Source organism: Pseudoalteromonas sp. R3 (assembly GCF_004014715.1).
Taxonomy (GTDB): Bacteria; Pseudomonadota; Gammaproteobacteria; order Enterobacterales; family Alteromonadaceae; genus Pseudoalteromonas.
On sequence record NZ_CP034835.1, the window covers coordinates 3,833,633 to 3,853,822 of the forward strand.

Sequence of the window (20,190 nt, forward strand, 5' to 3'; positions counted from 1 at the left end):
ATGGCTAAAGTAACCGTTTCAACATTGGCCAAGAAAAAACGTGAAGGAACCAAAATCACAGCACTAACCGCATACGACGCCAGCTTTGCTAAGCTGTTCCATGACAACGGCGTTGACGTTATTCTGGTCGGAGATTCTCTGGGTATGGTGCTGCAAGGTGGCGAAGATACCCTGGCTGTGACCACAGCGGATATTGCATACCATACGCGCTGTGTTCGTGCCGGTAGCAAAGAGTTGTTTGTGGTGGCCGATATGCCCTTTATGAGTTATGCCAACCCGGCGCAAGCTTGCGAAAACGCGGCGGTGCTAATGCGCTCTGGCGCTAATATGGTCAAACTGGAAGGCGGCGAATGGTTACTTGATTCTATTCGACTGTTGACGCAACAAGGTATTCCGGTGTGTGGTCATTTAGGTCTGACTCCACAATCGGTGAACGTCTTTGGCGGTTTCAAGATCCAGGGCCGTGAAGAGGCCCAGGCAGAAAAAATGGTTGCCGACGCTATTGCGCTGGAGCAAGCAGGTGCACAGTTATTGGTCATAGAATGTATCCCATCAGCACTGGCCAAACGTATCAGTGAAGCACTGACTATCCCAGTGATTGGTATTGGGGCGGGCAAAGACACCGACGGCCAGATCCTGGTGATGCATGACCTGGTCGGTATCTCGGCAGGCTATATTCCTAAGTTTTCGAAAAACTTCCTCGCCGAGACTGGCAACATGCCAGCAGCGGTCGAAAAGTTCTGCACTGATGTAAAAAGTGGTGCATTTCCCTCTCAGGAACACGAGTTTAACTAATGCAATCAATTACAGAAATAAAATCTCTGCGTAGCCAAATTAAAGCCTGGCGGCAACAAGGACAAAGCATTGCCTTTGTGCCGACTATGGGCAATTTGCACCAGGGGCATTTTTCACTGGTTGAAAAGGCCAAAACCCTGGCAGACAAAGTGGTGGTTAGTATTTTCGTCAATCCGATGCAATTTGGTGCCAACGAAGACCTAGATAACTATCCGCGTACGCTGACGCAGGACAAACAGGGGCTGGCCGAGCTGGACACCGACATCGTCTTTACCCCAAGCGTCGAGGCTATCTATCCAAACGGCCTCGACACACAGAGCTATGTCGATGTGCCAGGTGTATCCGAAGGCTATTGCGGCGGCAGCCGCAGCGGTCATTTCAGAGGGGTAGCCACAGTTGTGACTAAACTCTTTAATCTGGTTCAACCTGACTTTGCCTGCTTTGGTGAAAAAGACTATCAACAGCTTCAGGTGATTAAAACTATGGTGCGCGACTTGTCCATGCCCATTGAAATCATCGGAGTACCTACTCAAAGAGAGATTTCTGGTTTAGCGATGAGTTCTCGCAATGGCTACCTGTCAGAGCAGGAAAAAGACACGGCCAAAATACTCTACCAAACTTTAAATGACACAGCTCAGCAACTGACACAAGGTGCTCGCGATTTCGCTGCACTGGAGCAAGCCGCCAAATCGACTCTTGAAGCGGCTGGCCTGAAGCCTGATTACTTCTCTATCGCACAAAGAGACAGCCTAAAACCTGCTACACTGGAAGACAGTGAGTTTGTGATCCTGGCTGCTGCTTACCTGAATCAGGTGAGGCTAATCGACAATATCCAGGTCCTAACTGAAGCATAACAATGAATAGGATCCCCGGTATCACCTTGTGAACCTAACTGGGATCCTCACTTTTATTACTCTCTTGCAGGACTTGTTTCATGAAACCACAGATATCAATAATTGCCTTGTTACTGGCAGGCTGTAGCAATACTAATTCCCCTGAACTTAATCAGTGCGCACAGCAAAATTATCAATGCGAGCAAAGTTGTGAGCAACGTGCTAATCCTCAGTCTCTGGCTATGCAAGTGTGTAGCGATGGTTGCATCGAGTCCTTTAATCAGTGTAAAGCACAAGCCGAGCAACTGTCTCAGCAGCTGCGTAATAAAGCGCTGTATAAGTAATCCCAAAGTACAGTTATAAAAAAACCGCTCAATGAGCGGTTTTTTCTTTCCATGCAATGCTTATAGCAAACCTAGCTTCTTAAGCTCTTTGCTTGCAAGCTGGCTTGAAAGTGGTACATATCCATCTTTCTCTACGATCTTCTGACCTTCTTTAGACAGCACCATTTTCAGGAACTCGGCTTCAATTGGAGAAAGCGGCTTGTTCGGGTGCTTGTTCACGTATAGGTATAGGAAACGAGACAGCGGGTATTTACATTGTCCAGAGTTGCATCAACAAAGTTATCGCCTTTCTTAGACAGTGGTACCGTACGAACACCTGATGTCTTATAACCAATGCCCGAGTAACCAATCGCATTCACTGATGAAGAGATTGACTGCACAACAGAGGCCGAACCTGGCTGCTCATTTACGTTGTTACGGAAGTCACCTTTACACAGGGCTTTCTTTTTAAAATAACCGTAAGTACCAGATACTGAGTTACGACCATATAACTGGATGGTAGATTCTTATCAAGTGCAGAAGCTTGAGCAGATACCAGTGTTGTTACAGCCACACCCATTGCGGCAACTAAGCTTTTAAATTTCATTGGGGTCACTCCAAATGTTCTTCCCATTTAATTTCTGAGCACATTGTGCAGAAAACAAATGACAATAAAATTACTCTCAAATGACACTTTTATGACTTTCAGTGTTTGTCATAAAAATACGTTTTTCTTTTTCGAAGGCAAATGAGAAACACGAGCCCTTACCGAGTGTACTGTCTATTTCCAGATGTGAATCGTGGCGAGACAAGACGTGTTTGGTGATAGCCAGACCTAACCCAGAACCACCCGTTTTACGGCTGCGTGCCTTATCGACCCGGTAGAATCGTTCGGTGAGTCGGTTAATATGCTCAGGCGCAATACCATCGCCATTATCGATGACAGAAAAGCGTGGTCGTTCACCATCGAGATACCAGTTGACCGTGATTTTGCCACCTGGTTTAGTGTAATGAATTGCATTAAACACCAAATTGGAAAAAGCACTGCGTAGTTCATCAATACACCCTTTGATGTCCAATGCCTGATCAACACAAAACTCAATCTCATGATGCTTATCCTGATTCAGTGAATTCGCTTCGGTCTGAATCAAGGTCAGCATAGCTGGCACATTTACCGCTTTGTCATTGTCCTGGTTTCGCTGCCCCTCAATACGAGATAATGAAAGCAGCTGATTAACCAGACTATCCATTCGCTTACACTGCTCTATCATAGTGTGATGCGCTTTGTTCCACATTGCCGGAGGCGGCATCTGATCGCCTTCCATCATCTCCAGATATCCGGTGACTACCGTAAGGGGAGTACGCAGTTCGTGAGACACATTGGCAACAAAGTCTTTGCGCATCTGCTCAAGCTGTTTCAACCTGGAGATATCACGCACCACCATCATTAACTGCTCAGCGTAAGGCATAACCCGAAATTCTAATACGCGCTCACCACCATGCCCGGATTCCATTTCCAGGGGATCATGAAAATCATGGGCCTGCATATATTTTACGAACTTAGGATCGCGGATCAGGTTATCGAGGCGCTGACCATGATCCGTTGGCCATTGCAGACCAAGTACTTTAAGTGCAAGTTGGTTACACCAGACAATACTGAGATCCTGCTGCATCACTATCACGGCATCTGGCACCGCTTCGGCACCTTCACGGAAGCGTCGGATCAGCTCAGCCAGTTCATTGCGCTTTTTGCGATTGCGGTGTTGTAACTGGTAGATCCCTTCAAAGATCTGCTCCCAGGCACCCGATCCCTCAGGCGGGTTAAAGCTGCGCTGATTGATCAACCAGTCACTCAGTCGATACAGCTGCTGGTAATGCCAGATCAACAGTACCATGGCACCGATAAAGAGTAAGACAAACGGTGCGCCTAGCAAGATCCCAATCAGGGTTAATGGCAGAAAATACAAAAACAGGCGTTTCAATAACGCCTGTTTATCAATCACCCTATACATACAAAATGATCCTAAAGAGAATGCGCCATGGCTAGCCTACCATAGCGCCGGATGCTTTACAGCTTACTTGAGAAGCGATAACCCGCACCACGTACTGTTTGTACCAAGCGATCGTGGCCCAGTGGTGCAATCGCTTTGCGCAGGCGACGGATGTGAACGTCTACCGTACGATCTTCAACATACACGTTAGTGCCCCATACATGATCCAACAGCTGCTCGCGGCTGTAAACACGCTCTGGGTGTGTCATAAAGAAGTGAAGTAATCTGAATTCCGTTGGCCCCATTTCCAGCTCGTTACCGGCTGAGGTCACTCGGTGTGAAATTGGATCAAGGCGTAAGCCATGCACTTCAATGGCTTCTTCCAGTGATGTTGGCGATACGCGGCGCATCACCGCTTTGATCCGTGCCATGAGTTCTTTCGGAGAGAAAGGTTTAGTAACGTAGTCGTCTGCACCCACTTCCAATCCTTTGACCTTATCTTCTTCCTCACCACGTGCTGTTAGCATGATAATAGGAATCTGTCTGGTGTATTCACTTTGTTTAAACTTTTTGGCGATCTGAATACCACTGCCCCTGGCAGCATCCAGTCCAACAACACCATATCAGGATAAGGCTCAACCATAGCTGCAATTGCAGAATCATAGTCTTCAGCTTCAATGGCCTGAAAACCATTTTGTTCCAACACAAACACCAACATTTCTCTGATCGGCGCTTCGTCATCAACTACCAGTACTTTACGTGACATTCCCATTTATCTCTTACGTTACCGAAGTGGGTTTCATTATTATGACTAAGTATGACAGTTTTATGAAATACCAAGTGATAAAAGATGACAATTGGGAAAAAAATAGGGCCAACCCTTCATAAAGCTATGACACTGAAAAAGCGTAAGTTTCGTTGCAATTACACTTGAAATCAGACAATAAACAATTTAAATGCTTGTTTAGGCAGGTTTGTTTCATACAAACCGTATCGACATGTACAAATTTGCCGCTGTAAAAGTTGCGTAAGGCATAACATACAGGCCATTTAAGTTCGTTTACATTACGGCGGGACCTTGTCAGTATAAAGGCCACTAAACACAGCTCATTGACCCGGTACCAGCCTTATCATTATGACCATAGTGTCACGCACAGACGCAGCAGAACATGGCGCTTGGTAACGCTTTTTGGTTCCGCCTCATTAAATACAGAGCCAGCAAGAGACTCTAAAAGTCGTAACGCAGCGTCAACGCCATATGATCCTGATCAGAGCTGTTGTCCAGGTCTATCTTGGTATACCACAAATACATCCTGGCTTGCTTAGACAGGCTCTTCTCAACCCCGATAGAGGCTGCATCACCGGAATCTTTAAGCTTGCCCGAGGCGCCATCGGAATTTTGGTACTGCGCCAGCAACTTGTAGCCATTATCAAGCTTGAGCGCTGCACTGGCCATATAACTGTCTACGGTCTCGTTACTACCAATCGCCTCGCTCTGCTGATAGCTGGCCCCCAACGTAACCTTAGCCACTTTGCCCTGAACCGTGACACGGGTAATGTCCTGACCTGCAACTTCTTCATCCCGAGCTACACTGGCATAGATGGCGGTTTTCTTTAACTTACTATCGCCGTAACTTGCCGCCATGGACAGTCCGCTTTCGCCATTTTGCTTACTGTTGTCTTCTGCAATATAGCTGACAGTGAATTGCAAATGATTGAGTGATGGTGTCGTATATTGCAAGGTATCCCCGAGGCGATTTTCGCCCACAAAGAAGCTTTTAATATCCGCACTGAAATCATTCATCAGGTCAACTTTGCCCTGAGATTTCTTCATTGGCGTATCATCCCGACCCAGCAAGAGCTGCCCAAATCGGCCTTTTACCCCAACATACTGCGAACGTGCCGTGATGTTCTCTTCTGATTTACCATCGTTGTCGTTTTCAGACATCTCGACCTGGAACTCCAGCTTGTAAAAAGCCGAGATCCCAGTGTCTATATCCGCACTCCCTTTGATCCCCATCCTGGAGGCATAGCTTTCTACAGAAGTATCTGATCCACTGCCTGTATCACTGTTTTCCACACCCAAATGTGCACGTCCGTATACTTTGAGTTCTTCAGCTTGTGTTTGGGCACAAACTATTAGCGCCGAGCAGCCGATAACGGCAGCCATATAGCATTTCTTCATACTATGACCCCAATGAAAAGAATGTGAGCAAAATAGAGTATCCTTTAAAGCTAGACGCTCTAGTTCAGAGATCAAGTGATGAACCGCCGGATCAGAGTTTTTCTAAGATAGAATGTCTGAGATCAAATTTATACCAAGCGGATCCTCTTGGGATCATTTTTTTACCAACTAAATTTGCAGAACCGCACATGTCAGCCTACTAACTCATTGATTTTAGATCTGTTCCAGTGCCAGATAAACGCAGATCCCAGGCTTTAGTTAGTAAGATCTCGATCTCAGGATCCCGATTAGACTTCAACTTAGTCAAGATCTGATCTCTGCTCCTACAGGTAGGTATAATCGTGATCCCAACAAGATCATAGGGCGGCATTGTTAGGCTGTGAAGTGGATGAAACGGCTTGATCTTGTGCGGCTGCACATACAAAAATGCCGCACTCAGAAGAGCAGCGGCATTTGCTACTAACCAAATTTAAATAGTTAGTATTTATTTGATCTGAGGAGCCAGCTCGCCAGATAGATACTTCAGGTGCATGTCGTCTAGTGAAATAGGCTGGATACGACCTGCCTGACCCGCTGTACCAAATGCTTCATAACGTGCAACACAGATCTCTGTCATCGCTTTCGTTGCTTCCGCTAAATACTTGCGAGGATCAAAATTGCTCGGGTTATGCGCCAGGTGACGACGGATAGCACCGGTTGCAGCCAAACGTAAGTCAGTATCAATATTCACCTTACGCACGCCATGCTTTATGCCTTCGACGATCTGCTCAACAGGTACACCATAGGTTTCAGGGATCTCACCGCCAAATTCGTTGATAACCGCCAGCCACTCCTGAGGAACTGATGATGAACCGTGCATTACCAGGTGCGTATTCGGAATACGGGCGTGGATCTCTTTGATGCGGTTGATTGCCAGAATGTCGCCTGTTGGTGGACGTGTGAACTTGTAAGCGCCATGTGATGTACCACAGGCGATTGCCAATGCGTCAACACCCGTTTTCTTAACAAAGTCAGCGGCTTCTTCTGGGTCAGTCAGTAGCTGATCGTGCGTTAGCTTACCAACAGCACCAATACCATCTTCCTCGCCTGCTTCACCGGTTTCCAATGAACCCAGTACACCCAGCTCACCTTCTACTGATACACCACATGCGTGTGCCATATCAACCGTGCGGCGTGTTACATCAACGTTGTACTCATAGCTTGAAGGGTTTTGCCATCTTCCAGCAAAGAACCGTCCATCATGACAGATGAAAAGCCAAGCTGGATTGAGCGCTGACATACACCCGGAGACGTACCGTGATCCTGGTGCATAACAACCGGAATATGTGGCCATTCTTCTACTGCGGCCAAAATCATATGGCGAATAAACGGTGCCCCTGCGTACTTGCGCGCACCTGCCGAACCCTGAACAATTACCGGACTGTTGGTTTTGTCTGCCGCTTCCATGATAGCGCGCATTTGCTCTTGGTTATTTACGTTAAAGGCAGGAACGCCGTAACCATGCTCTGCGGCATGATCCAGCAATTGACGCATACTGATTAAAGCCATTGTGCTTTCTCCAATTGTTGATGAGTGATGCTGATATTATCGGCTCAGCGTTCATGCTCATCGATTTGAACGGGATAGATGTTAAGTGCTACACACTCAATTTGTTTCGGGAGTTAAATGTGAGAGAGTCCCAAAACCGGACCAGTACATCGGCCCGAAAACATGATGCTGTGGCACAGGCCACAGCAATTTGCCTGATTAAGCTTTCGCTCTTTGTTCAAGCATAGCGACTGCTGGCAGTTTTTTCCCCTCAAGGAACTCTAAAAACGCACCACCACCGGTCGAGATATATGAAATTTCATCAGCTACGCCATACTTGTCGATAGCAGCTAATGTGTCACCACCACCAGCGATTGAGAAAGCGTTAGACTTGGCAATCGCATTTGCAATCGCTTCAGTGCCGTTGCCAAACTGATCAAACTCGAATACACCTACCGGACCATTCCAGACCACAGTGCCCGCGTTAGCAATGATTTTTGCCAAAGTATTTGCAGTCTCCGGACCAATATCAAAGATCATATCAGTGTCACGTACTTCCGCTACATCTTTGATCTCGGCAACAGCAGACTCAGAGAACTCGTCACCAACAACCACATCAGTTGGAACAGGAATGTCACCGTCATTTGCACGTGCAGCTTCACTGAGCTTATTCGCTTCAGCAATCAGGTCTGGTTCGTACAAAGACTTACCAACCGGGTTGCCCGCCGCAGCAATAAAGGTATTCGCAATACCGCCACCGGTAACCAGCTGATCAACTACTTTCGATAATGAATCCAGTACCGTCAGTTTAGTCGACACTTTAGAGCCACCTACGATGGCAACCAAAGGACGTGCAGGATTATCAAGGGCTTTGCCCAGCGCATCCAATTCAGCAGCCAATAACGGACCTGCACAAGCTACTTCTGCAAATAAGCCAACACCATGTGTCGATGCCTGTGCACGGTGTGCAGTACCAAATGCATCCATTACATAGACGTCACACAGCGCCGCTAACTTTTTCGACAGCGCCTCATCGTTCTTTTTCTCGCCTACATTGAAGCGCACGTTTTCAAACACCACAACTTCATTATCTGCGATATCAACGCCGTCCAGATAGTTGTCAACCAGGCGCACGTTTTGCTCAAGCGCATCGTTTAGGTAATCTACGACTGGCTGTAATGAATACTGCGCATCGTATTCCCCTTCCGTTGGGCGACCCAGGTGAGACATCACCATGACCTTGGCACCTTTTTCAAGGGCTAGTTTGATGGTAGGTAAAGACGCTCTGATACGTGCATCTGATGTAACCTTGCCTTCTTTCACCGGTACGTTAAGATCTTCACGGATCAGAACGCGTTTGCCGTTTAAATCTAAATCCGCCATCTTAATGACTGACATTGACATCTCCTTCAAGAACGATACTTGGTTTTTAATTAACTTGTGTCATTGCTGTTGCGGTATCGAGCATGCGGTTTGCAAAGCCCCACTCGTTGTCGCACCACACCAACAATTTCGCCAACCGCTTCTGGCTGACGCGTGTTTGGGTACCATCTATGATACTGGAATGTGGATCATGATTAAAATCCACCGAGACCAACGGCTCCTCAGTGTAGTCCAGTATCCCTTGCAACGGACCTCCGGCGGCCTGTTGTAATGCATTATTCACCTGCTCAATGGTCACATCACTGTTCAGCGTAACACTCAGATCCATCGCGGTGACATTAATGGTCGGCACCCGGACTGCAATCGCTTCGAAACACCCGTGAAACTTTGGCAGGATCCGTTCGATCCCTCGTGCCAATTTTGTATCCACTGGTATGATCGACTGGCTCGCCGCACGGGTACGACGAAGATCAGGGTGATACGCATCGATCACCTGTTGATCATGCATTGAGGCATGGATCGTCGTGATAGTGCCAGAGCCGATCCCAAAAGCATCATCCAACACATTTATGACAGGGACAATACAATTAGTTGTACAAGAACCGTTGGATACTATGGTGTGTTCTGGGCGAAGCTCTTTGTCATTGATACCAAACACTATGGTCGCGTCAACATCTGCATCAGCGGGATGAGAAAACAGCACCTTCTTTGCCCCTGCACGCAAATGTGACTGAGCATGAAATCGGGAATGAAATACACCGGTGCACTCTAAAACAACATCAATATCAAGGGCATGCCAGGGCAAGTGACTGGGATCTGCTTCGCTAAATAGCTGGATTTTATCGTCGCCGACCGTCAGATAAGGCGCGTCAAGGTGAACAGGGAAAGAAAAACGCCCATGCGAAGTATCGTACTTGAGCAAATGGGCAATGCCTTGCGGATCGGCAAGTTCGTTTATCGCGACGATTTGAATGTCTCGCTGGCGACCAGATTCATACAGAGCCCGCACTATGTTGCGACCAATACGACCAAAACCATTTATTGCCAGTTTGATAGTCATTAAATTGAAGATCCACCTCGTTGTGAAAAATTGGGAGCAATCCTGTGGCGCATCAACTCTGTAGGCAGCACACGAATAAAAATCCCAAGTCTTCCGTATTAAGATGGCGCTATTGTAATCGACCAAGCAAAAATGTGTAAGAGATATGCAAAAATAATTATGTCAGTTGTCTAACTAACGCCCCCTGAGCTCCGCCAAACTGGCTATTCTGTGCTAATAACAGTTCAGCCGTACTCAGCGCATCGCTCAGTGCATGATGCTCAGAAGCGAGGGGTAATCCATAACGTTGCCGGCAGGCAGACAGAGTCAGGCAATCTGCCGCAAGTGTCTGTCCTTGCCTGAGCAGTCGGTTCCGCTCTATCTGCATGGTATCGAGGAGCAACTTTGGTCGCGTCTCAATACCGTGGTATACAAACGCCCGCTTGATGAAGCCCCAGTCGAGTAAAGCGTTATGACAGACCAGAATACGCCGCTCAAGTAAGTTACTCAGTTGCTGCAATAAAGCGTATAACGTCTCTCCCCGCTGTAGTGCCTGTTCATCGACCCCATGGATCACTGGACTTTGGCCCAACTGATGCACTTCCTTGTTCAGCACATGCCGCGCGGAGTTCAATATAATCCGGCCTTGTCGGATCTCCACCCAGGCAGCCGAGACAATCTCGTCCCGTTTCGGGTCCAGGCCGGTTAATTCAAGATCCAATACCACCATATTGGCTTCTGTTAACCTTAACTGACGATAGGTATGCCAGTTTCGCAACCGTGTAAACCAGTTCACAGGCTTCCCCTGGCAAATTTAAACGCACATGCCTGCTGGGCTTGTTTAACCAACTGAAATGCCTCTTTGAGTTGATGCCGCTCCAGAGAGCCCAAATGAGCTGGATTGATACAGTTTTCAGGTAAACCTTCTCGGTCAATCTGAGTGCGTAAACGCAGCTGAGTTAAAAATCGCCAACAGTCCTGTAAATTGGCAATGTCCTCGTCACTGAGTAGCTTGCGTCCTTTCAGGGCCTTTAATCGCTGTAATGTATTGGCTTTGCTGATCCCGGCTTGTAACGCGTAAAGACGAACAATATCGTTAATGATCACAACACCGCGCTTTTTCAGATCCAAATATTTGTGCTTATGTTTGTCTTGTTGCAGCTTAAACTGATGAAATAAACCTATCGGCACAGTATTCACATTGATATCTGCCGCCATTGCTGCATAAAACAATTCATTTTTCGGGCTCTCATTCAGATGATGTAAAAATTGCCCGAACAAAACATCAGATCCGGTTATAAAACGCAGATCAAAGTAGATTTTACAGTTCAACATGGCATGAGGGGTCGGTGCATGGATCCAGGTGGTGAACCGATCGCACCACTCACTGATCGTGCCCCGGCAAGCCGGATTGCTCGCCATAATATTACCCGGGCAAGTGCGGATCCCACATTCATCCAGCTGCTGGCACACAAACGATCCGAGCTGCGAAAAATACGCTCTTTGCTCATCAGTTATCCCCTCAGGCAACAGCAGGCCATTATCCTGATCGGAATGCAGAGTTTGCTCTTCACGGGCCTGAGAGCCGAAACAGATCCAGGCAAACGGGGTCGGAGCAGTACCATATTGCTGTTCGTATAAGTCGATTAAACGGCCAGTCAAAGCATCACTCAAGCCACTGAGCAGTTGCCCAATCAAAGAAATATCTTCGATCTTATTGGCAAATTCACTCAACAGATCCGGGATCTCCTTCGCCAACTGCTTCACTTCAGCATTGCTGCGCGCTTTATAGATCCGCCCAATCAACTGTACCGGATCGCTTTTTTGCTGGCGTAAAAGATCGGTGCTGGTGATCATGCCCATAGGAGTACGATCTTCATTGAGTACGGGCAGATGATGAATATTGTGCTTCAGCATCAGGTGGAGTGCCGAAAAAATTCGATTATTCTCAAAAATATACTTGGGTTTGACCGTCATGATCTCACGAATAGCCAGGGCAGGATCCAGCCCTTCAGCCAACACCCGATTACGCAAATCACGGTCGGTCACAACCCCCGCGAGCTGCTTGTTCTGCGTCACCATAATCGAAGAAACTCGGTGCTTTTTCATTACTTTGGCCGCATCCTGAATACTGGCCTGTGGCTCCAGCGTCACCGCAGCCCGGCTCATCAGCTCACTAACCGGGCGCTCCGACCAGCTCGCCGTCGACTCTTTATAATGATTGGACAATAAGCGTTTGGCGTGGGCACGCACAAAATACTGCTCAAAAGGTTTGTACTCTCGGCGAAGAAAATCAAACGCCATCTGAGGCAAGACATACACCAAGCCTGCCTGAACCACTTCCAGTTGATTGCTGATTGGCTCACCCGTTAACAGCGAAGGGTAGCCAAAATAGTCCCCTTCGGCTAACCGGGTGATCAGTTCTCCGCTCTCGGAGCGCAGATCGAAATGACCAGAACGACGCAAATCACGGTCGGTCACAACCCCGCGAGCTGCTTGTTCTGCGTCACCATAATCGAAGAAACTCGGTGCTTTTTCATTACTTTGGCCGCATCCTGAATACTGGCCTGTGGCTCCAGCGTCACCGCAGCCCGGCTCATCAGCTCACTAACCGGCGCTCCGACCAGCTCGCCGTCGACTCTTTATAATGATTGGACAATAAGCGTTTGGCGTGGGCACGCACAAAATACTGCTCAAAAGGTTTGTACTCTCGGCGAAGAAAATCAAACGCCATCTGAGGCAAGACATACACCAAGCCTGCCTGAACCACTTCCAGTTGATTGCTGATTGGCTCACCCGTTAACAGCGAAGGGTAGCCAAAATAGTCCCCTTCGGCTAACCGGGTGATCAGTTCTCCGCTCTCGGAGCGCAGATCGAAATGACCAGAACGTACCAGATACAGCTGAGGCAGATCGCTCTTGAACCACTGTGACTGATTCTGTGCGCTGACATAGATGATATCCAGATGTTCAATAAAGTACTCTGTGGCACTTTGAGCCAGCTGGCCAAATGCGCCTGTTGCTGCACAAAGGCCAGCACATCCTGTACATGAACCGTCATAGCCCCTCCCAAAATGACAACTACTCCACAGCTTGCGCCATGAAGTAGTTGGTTTCTTTGCAATCAGATTGAATCGCAATCCGATAGAGTGAGTATTAATGCGCGTGTGCTGCAGAAGACCCTTTAGGATTGCGGATCCCATCGACCATTTGCTTCACTTCAAGTGGCGTCTCAGCAGTCAGCTTCATCACAATGGCAGCAATACCAAAGTTTACTAACATACCAATAATACCAATCCCCTCAGGCGAAATACCAAACAACCAGTTCGCCGGTGTTTCAGTTCCGGACTGACAAACTTAAAGTAGATAATGTAGGCCGCAGTGAACCCGATACCACATACCATACCGCTGATGGCACCTTCTTTATTCATGCGTTTGGAGAAGATCCCCATGATGATCGCCGGGAAGAAGCTTGCCGCCGCCAGACCAAAGGCAAAGGCCACCACCGACGCCACGAATCCGGGCGGGTTAATACCAAAGTAAGCTGAGATTGCAATGGCCACCATCGCCGACAGACGCGCCGCCAGCAGCTCCTGTTTATCGCTGATATTCGGCTTGAGTGTCCGTTTGAGTTAAGTCATGGGAAACTGAGGTCGAGATAACCAGTAGCAAACCCGCGGTTGTCGACAGTGCCGCTGCGATACACCCGCTGCCACCAGTGCAATCACCCAGGCTGGTAAGTCGGCAATTTCCGGGTTCGCCAGTACCATGATATCACGGTCAATTTTCACTTCATTGCGGCTCGCCGGGTCATCAATTTTACCTGCTGAGTAGAACATTTTGCCGTCGCCATTCTTATCATTGAATACGATAAGGCCCGTTCTTTCCCAATTTTTCACCCACTGTGGCGCCTCGGCATAGGCCGTACCGCTGCCATCTTTACCATTAATGTGTATCAATCATATTCACACGGGCAAATGACGCAACTGCCGGTGCTGTGGTGTATACAATGGCGATGAACACCAGAGTCCAGGCCGCTGAAATACGGGTGTCTTTTACTCTGGGTACAGTAAAGAAACGCACGATAACGTGTGGCAGACCGGCAGTACCGACCATCAGCGCCGCAGTGATAGCAAACACGTCAATCACTCTTGGAGCCTTCGGTATATTGCGCAAAGCCGAGTTCGGTTACTGAGCCCGTCGAGTTTGTCCAGCAAGTAGGTTCCTGAGCCATCCGCCAGAGTACCACCAAAGCCGGTTTGCGGCAGTAAGTGACCTGTCATCATCAAAGAGATAAAAGATAGCAGGCACTAAGTAGGCGAAAACCAGCACACAATATTGTGCAACCTGAGTGTAAGTAATGGCCTTTCATGCCACCCAACAGCGTAGAAGAACACAATAACCATGCCGATATACACACCGGTTTCGATGTCGACTTCGAGAAAGCGAGAGAATACCACGCCCACACCACGCATTTGTCCGGCGATGTAAGTGAAACAGATAAAGATCGCACACAGAATAGCCACAACCCGTGCCACCTGCGAGTAGTATCGGTCGCCGATAAAATCGGGCACAGTAAATTTACCAAACTTACGCAGATAAGGTGCCAGGCACAGTGCCAGCAACACGTAACCACCAGTCCAGCCCATCAGATACACACCGCCATCGTAACCGGCGAATGAGATGATCCCCGCCATGGAGATAAACGACGCAGCACTCATCCAGTCTGCGGCCGTTGCCATGCCGTTTGCCACAGGCGGTACACCGCCACCGGCCACATAGAATTCATTGGTTGAACCGGCACGGGCCCAGATGGCAATGCCGATGTAGAGGGCAAAACTGAGCCCAACAATTATAAAGGTGAGAGTTTGAACATCCATCATAGCGCTCCTTATTCATCCACCGCCGTATTTTTTGTTCAGCGCATCCATTTGAATACATAGACAAAAATCAAAGCAACGAAGGTATAAATTGCGCCCTGCTGCGAAAACCAAAAACCCAACTTAAATCCGAAGAACCGGACTTCGTTGAGTACATCAACCAGCAGAATGCCGCATCCAAAAGACACCACAAACCACACTACTAATAGCTTAAACATTAAGGCTAGATTCTCTGACCAATATGCTTTTGCTTGTTCTTCACTTTTAAAAGCCATGATAAGTCCCCTTTCACACACCTGTCGCCGATGTGCTGGTGTTAATGACCTTTGACTGTAGCAATGGCCCGTCAAGATGAAATTGAGACCTTAGTCGTAACGACGAGGTTACGTTTACGTAAACTGTTACACAAACTTTTCTCAAGAACCCTTAAACTCATTCAATTCAACAAGTTATATAATTAACACGGCGAACAAACCCACTAAAGGTACAGACATTTGAGAGATAAGACATTAGTCTAATTAACTCAATAAAAATCGAATAATTTTTTAAAATCAGGTGATTATGCCACTTTGGATTCTCTGCAAGTGATGCTACTTTAAGGCACAAAGACAATAACAAGCATTAACACAAGGGCTCACTATGACGGCTGCATTGATCCTCGTTGCCATCGCCTATATCGGCTTACTATTCTGGTTGGCTAACTGGGGAGATAAAACCACGCCGGTTGCAACACGGATCAGTCACCATCCTTTTGTCTATGCTTTAGCACTGGGTATTTATTGTACATCCTGGACCTATTATGGCTCAGTGGGAACCGCCGCGACCAGCAGCTGGCACTATCTGCCCATTTTGCTTGGTCCAGCCCTGCTCTTTATGTTTGGTCAGGGCTTTTTACGCAAGCTGATCCTGGTCAGTAAAAAGCAGAACATCACCACTATCGCCGACTTCATTCAGCACGCTATGGTAAACGTCAGACCACAGCGGTTATGGTGACCATGATAGCTTTGCTGGCCACCATTCCCTATATTGCACTGCAACTCAAAGCACTGAGCAGCAGCTTTTGTTGTTACAACAGGGCACCCCGATCTCAGGGGGCATGCTGGCCCTGACAGGGACTTTACTGATGGCACTATTTGCCATCTTTTTTGGTACCCGCAAAGTCGATGTGACCGAATACCGCTCCGGATTAATGCTCGCCGTCGCATTTGAATCCTTGATCAAATTACTGGCACTGATGGCCGTTGCCGTCATAGCCGTACAAGCCTTACTGTCACACAATAACGCCGATATGATGTTGTTTACACATTGGCAGGGGTTTGATTTTTTCAATTTCAACTTCATTGGCCAGACACTGATGGCAGCCGCCGCCATCGTCTGCCTGCCCCGACAATTCCATGTGACTGTGGTCGACAATCAGGATAGTCGTCACCTGCGCACCGCGCGCTGGGCATTCCCACTGTACCTCATACTAATAGCAGCGATGATACTGCCAATCGCAAGCGCTGCCATTCATCCAAGTATTGGTCAGGCCGTGGCCGCAGATAGCTTTGTCCTGGCACTGCCCATGATGCAGGGTCATCCGCTGCTCACCACCTTTGTGTTTATCGGGGGCTTATCCGCCGCCACAGCCATGATAGTGGTGGCAACACTCACACTCAGTACCATGTTATCTAATGATGTCGTACTGCCGCTGCTGCTAAAGCACAAGTTTAAAAAGAATCGCCTTACCAGCAACTATAAAACCCGTATCCTGCTGATCCGACGCTTTATCATTGCCGCTATTTTGGTTCTGGCGTTTCTCTATCAACAGTGGTTTGGCCATGGTGAAGCCCTCGCAAATATGGGTCTGGTGGCCTTTTCTCTGGTGACTCAGTTGCTTCCAGCCATTGTCGGCGGACTATACTGGCGCAAAGGCCATGCTTACGGCGTTTATGCTGGTCTGCTGGCGGGGTTTTTATGCTGGATGTTATTCCTGATGTTCCCTGTGATCGAAGCCGGTAGCAGCCTAGACTTTGAAACCCGTCAGACTATCATCACCCGCGGCACCTTACTGGCACTGCTGGCCAATATCAGCTGTTACATTAGCTTCTCGTTGGGGGCGTATGAACGCCTGATAGATAAAATTCAGGCGGCCGCCTTTGTCAGTCCCTGGGAGCAGGCCAGTGCTGCCAAACGGCTCAACAAAGACGTCAAAGCGACGGTGTATGACTTTACCGTGCTACTGCAAACCTTTTTAGGGATCCAGCGCAGTCAGCAGTTACTCAGCCACTACGCCATTAATCACGATATTGAAGACAGCAACGCCTATCCAAGCGCAGATTTCATTGCCTTTTGTGAGCGGGCACTCACGGGGGTTTTGGGTGCCTCTTCTGCACGCGCCCTGATACATGCCGTTTCCTCAGGTAAACAACTTGCCTTTGAAGAAGTGGTTAACTTTTTCGATGAAACCACCCAGGCATTGCAATTCAATCAAAACCTGCTTTTCACCTCACTGGAAAACCTCAGCCATGGCATTTCGGTGGTGGACAAAGATCTCAACCTGGTTGCCTGGAACCGCCGTTATCATGAAATGTTTGAGTACCCGGATGGTTTTTTGCAAGTAGGCCAGAGCATTGAGGAAGTGATCCGCTTTAACGCTGAGCGAGGTGAGTGTGGTCCGGGAGAACTTGAAAAACTGGTCGAAAAGCGCGTGCAGCATTTGAGAAATGGCACATCGCACCACTTTATTCGACATCGCAGTAACGGCCAGGTATTCGAAATGACGGGTAACCCGCTGCCAGAAGGCGGCTTTGTCACCAGCTTTTCTGACATCACCAGCCATATCGACACGCAGAACGCACTGGAAGAGATCAATATGGATCTCGAAAACCGCATTGAAGCAAGAACACAGGAAGTTCGTCTGATCAATCAGGACCTCAAAGCCCAAATTGCCAGCCGGGAGGAAACGGAGCAAGCCCTGGTTGCGGCGAAAAAAGAGGCTGAACGCGCTAATGACAGTAAAACCCGCTTTCTTGCACTGGCCAGTCACGATATCTTGCAGCCGCTGAATGCCGCTCGCCTTTACCTGGCTGCGATTAATGAGGATAAGCTGGAAGGTAACGACCGCAGTAATCTGGAAAAGCTGGGTGCCAGCCTGGATTCGACTGTTCATCTGATGTCTGCGCTACTGGACATTGCCAAACTGGAACAGGGCGCAATGAAACCCACACCTCGCCATTTTGACATCGATGAGATCATGTCGCCCTTGGCCAGTGAATATGCCATTTTGTGTCAGGAAAAAGGTCTGGCGCTGCATGTTAGGACCAGCCATCAGGTGATCCACAGTGATATTACCTATCTGCGCCGTATCGTGCAGAATCTGGTGTCCAATGCCGTCAAATATACTGAGCAAGGTCGCGTCCTGCTGGCTTGTCGACGCCGCAGCCACAGTGTTCGCATTGAAGTCTGGGATACAGGCCCCGGTATCACAGAACACGAACAACAAAAAATATTCAACGACTTTTACCGCATTCAAAGTGGCGACAACAAAGGGGTCGGTCTGGGGCTGGGCGTTGTAAAACGACTGTGTGAACTCCTTAGCATGCCACTGGAAATACACTCCATCCCAGGCAAAGGCAGTCGCTTCAGTGTAGAGGTGCCACTGGGAGACCATCAGCAGCTCCAACAAAAAGCAGATAGTTTAGAGCAAAAGGCAACCAGTAAAGCACAGCTCAATCTGGTGGTAGTGGATGACGACCCCAAGAACCTGGCTGCCATGGCCAGTTTGCTTGATAAGTGGCAGTTTAGTTATCAGATGTTTGAAAGGGCAAATAAAGCCCGGGAATATGCCGCAAGCAACCCCGCACCGGATTTTATCCTGATGGATTATCAGCTCGATAATGATGAAAATGGTGTCAGCCTGATCCAGGAGTTAAGACAGTGCTGGGATGCAAAGATCCCGGCCGTACTCATTACTGCGGTCCGAGATGACAGTTTAAAGCTACAAGCCAAGCAGGCACAGATCCACTACCTGAGTAAACCGCTAAAACCTGCTAAGCTCAAGGCGCTACTTAGCCACAGCAGTTAATAGGCGAGCTGGATCTGATCACGGCCATTAGCCTTAGCGCGATATACAGCCTGATCAGCCATTTTTAGGGCATGACTAAATGGCATACTGGGATTCACCTCAGCGACCCCAAAGCTGGCCGTAACGTGGATCAGCATGTTTTCCTGGCGCACCTCCATATCCCGCACGGCTGTGCATAACCGGTTGGCCACCATATGTGCATCGCTGACCGAGGTTTCTGGTAGCAGGACCACAAACTCTTCGCCCCCTAAGCGACAAAAACAGTCTTCCACGCGCACCACGTCCAGGCAACACTGGGCAAACTTCTGCAGCACTTTATCACCGGCATCATGGCCAAAGTCGTCGTTGATGCGTTTAAATCTGTCCAGGTCCATCATGATCAAGCTCATCGGCCGCTCCGTGCGCTGATGACGGCTCATCTCACGCTTAGCATGCTCCATCAGGAAACGGCGGTTGTTCAGGCCCGTCAGCATGTCCTGAAACGCCATTTTGGTGAGCTTTTGCTGCATCCGATATAACTCATGTACTAACAAACGACGGCTACAGCAATCAGCAACCATTTCCGTGATTGTCACTTCCCACTCCTGCCACTGGCGAACATCAGCAAGCCCTTCACAGCACACCACTCCCAGTGCAATGCCATTTTTAAAAATGGCCGTATCCAGCATAGTCGCAATGTTGTGAGGCTTAAGGTAGATATCGGTAAATTCGCAGGTACGAGGATCTGTGCAGGCATCCTCCGCAGCAATGGACTGGCCGCTGATAATGGTTGCAAAGTAAGTAGGGAAATCTTCAATCGTCAACACTGGCAACTGCTGCGGCACCGCCTGCCAGTCAGTATTGGCGTAGTTAAGTAACTTGGTCGGCTGATGCATGTCGTCAAACAGCCACACCGACACACGATCGACCTGAAGCAAGGATTTTGCCTCAAAAATGATATCTCGCAAGAAGCTCTGATGTTCGCCGGAAACATCGACCTCTTGCGAGCTGATCCGCCGCAGTTTTTGCGTGCTCTGAGTTAATCGGTTCAAAGGTACTACCAAGTCGCAAAACTAATGAATTAGAGCATCGTCTTATTGCGATGCCATGCCGTTGTTATACTCTAATAATATCTCGCCTGCGACAAAATGCATTGTTTTCTTACCCAAAGGGTATGCATCAAGACCGGA

General features: G+C 48.4%; 13 protein-coding genes and 5 pseudogenes. 4 read left to right on the forward strand and 14 right to left on the reverse strand.

Annotated features, from left to right (window positions below):
* The 3 genes from panB to ELR70_RS21905 all read left to right on the forward strand — a co-directional run bounded on the left by panB (position 1) and on the right by ELR70_RS21905 (position 1,972).
* On the forward strand, positions 1-795 hold the full coding sequence (panB, locus tag ELR70_RS21895; RefSeq protein WP_054014692.1) for a 3-methyl-2-oxobutanoate hydroxymethyltransferase: 795 nt from the start codon (positions 1-3) through the stop codon (positions 793-795).
* Positions 795-1,649, forward strand: coding sequence for a pantoate--beta-alanine ligase (gene panC / locus ELR70_RS21900; protein ID WP_054014693.1), 855 nt, complete (start codon positions 795-797; stop codon positions 1,647-1,649). Before panB ends, panC begins: the two co-directional genes overlap by 1 nt.
* An 80-nt stretch (positions 1,650-1,729) precedes the next feature.
* Positions 1,730-1,972 carry a hypothetical protein gene (locus ELR70_RS21905; protein WP_054014694.1) on the forward strand — a complete coding sequence of 81 codons (243 nt, stop codon included), beginning with the start codon at positions 1,730-1,732 and terminating at the stop codon, positions 1,970-1,972.
* A 60-nt stretch (positions 1,973-2,032) separates the two neighbouring features.
* Here ELR70_RS21905 and ELR70_RS21910 read toward each other — a convergent pair.
* The 13 genes and pseudogenes from ELR70_RS21910 to ELR70_RS21965 form a co-directional block, all read right to left on the reverse strand.
* Positions 2,033-2,469 (reverse strand): annotated as a pseudogene (locus ELR70_RS21910) (substrate-binding domain-containing protein); the annotation flags it as partial.
* A 165-nt stretch (positions 2,470-2,634) separates the two neighbouring features.
* Positions 2,635-3,963 carry a phosphate regulon sensor histidine kinase PhoR gene (gene phoR / locus ELR70_RS21915; RefSeq protein ID WP_054014695.1) on the reverse strand — a complete coding sequence of 443 codons (1,329 nt, stop codon included), beginning with the start codon at positions 3,961-3,963 and terminating at the stop codon, positions 2,635-2,637.
* Between the two features lie 56 nt (positions 3,964-4,019).
* Positions 4,020-4,708, reverse strand: a pseudogene (gene phoB, locus ELR70_RS21920) (phosphate regulon transcriptional regulator PhoB).
* Positions 4,709-5,170: 462 nt separating this feature from the next.
* Positions 5,171-6,127: a porin gene (locus ELR70_RS21925; RefSeq protein WP_054014696.1), complete on the reverse strand. Its 957-nt coding sequence runs from the start codon at positions 6,125-6,127 to the stop codon at positions 5,171-5,173.
* 484 nt (positions 6,128-6,611) lie between these two features.
* A pseudogene (fba, locus tag ELR70_RS21930) lies at positions 6,612-7,675 on the reverse strand (class II fructose-bisphosphate aldolase).
* 198 nt (positions 7,676-7,873) lie between these two features.
* Positions 7,874-9,052: a phosphoglycerate kinase gene (locus ELR70_RS21935; RefSeq protein WP_054014698.1), complete on the reverse strand. Its 1,179-nt coding sequence runs from the start codon at positions 9,050-9,052 to the stop codon at positions 7,874-7,876.
* A 31-nt stretch (positions 9,053-9,083) separates the two neighbouring features.
* Positions 9,084-10,097, reverse strand: coding sequence for an erythrose-4-phosphate dehydrogenase (gene epd, locus ELR70_RS21940; RefSeq protein ID WP_054014699.1), 1,014 nt, complete (start codon positions 10,095-10,097; stop codon positions 9,084-9,086).
* A gap of 157 nt (positions 10,098-10,254) precedes the next feature.
* Positions 10,255-10,872 carry a 3'-5' exonuclease gene (locus tag ELR70_RS21945; RefSeq protein ID WP_054014700.1) on the reverse strand — a complete coding sequence of 206 codons (618 nt, stop codon included), beginning with the start codon at positions 10,870-10,872 and terminating at the stop codon, positions 10,255-10,257.
* Entirely contained in the window at positions 10,869-12,557 is a 1,689-nt protein-coding gene (locus tag ELR70_RS21950) for a DUF294 nucleotidyltransferase-like domain-containing protein (protein WP_128064714.1), read from the reverse strand. Before ELR70_RS21950 ends, ELR70_RS21945 begins: the two co-directional genes overlap by 4 nt.
* Positions 12,554-12,676, reverse strand: coding sequence for a CBS domain-containing protein (locus ELR70_RS25595; RefSeq protein ID WP_241566347.1), 123 nt, complete (start codon positions 12,674-12,676; stop codon positions 12,554-12,556). Before ELR70_RS25595 ends, ELR70_RS21950 begins: the two co-directional genes overlap by 4 nt.
* The gene (locus ELR70_RS21955) at positions 12,676-13,278 is read right to left on the reverse strand and encodes a cyclic nucleotide-binding domain-containing protein (protein ID WP_241566348.1); all 603 of its coding nucleotides are present in this window, start codon (positions 13,276-13,278) and stop codon (positions 12,676-12,678) included. Before ELR70_RS21955 ends, ELR70_RS25595 begins: the two co-directional genes overlap by 1 nt.
* Positions 13,232-14,955: pseudogene (locus tag ELR70_RS21960) on the reverse strand (sodium:solute symporter family protein). The gene ELR70_RS21955 and the pseudogene ELR70_RS21960 overlap by 47 nt, the downstream one beginning before the upstream one ends.
* Positions 14,956-14,993: 38 nt before the next feature.
* Positions 14,994-15,230, reverse strand: a complete 237-nt coding sequence (locus ELR70_RS21965) for a DUF4212 domain-containing protein (RefSeq protein ID WP_128064715.1) — start codon at positions 15,228-15,230, stop codon at positions 14,994-14,996.
* 364 nt (positions 15,231-15,594) lie between these two features.
* On the opposite strand from ELR70_RS21965, the pseudogene ELR70_RS21970 reads away from it, so the two are divergent.
* Positions 15,595-19,021 (forward strand): annotated as a pseudogene (locus ELR70_RS21970) (PAS domain-containing hybrid sensor histidine kinase/response regulator).
* On the opposite strand, the gene ELR70_RS21975 reads toward ELR70_RS21970, so the two are convergent.
* Positions 19,018-20,052 carry a sensor domain-containing diguanylate cyclase gene (locus ELR70_RS21975; protein WP_054014703.1) on the reverse strand — a complete coding sequence of 345 codons (1,035 nt, stop codon included), beginning with the start codon at positions 20,050-20,052 and terminating at the stop codon, positions 19,018-19,020. The pseudogene ELR70_RS21970 and the gene ELR70_RS21975 sit on opposite strands and share 4 nt — an antisense overlap.
* Between the last annotated feature and the right edge of the window lie 138 nt (positions 20,053-20,190).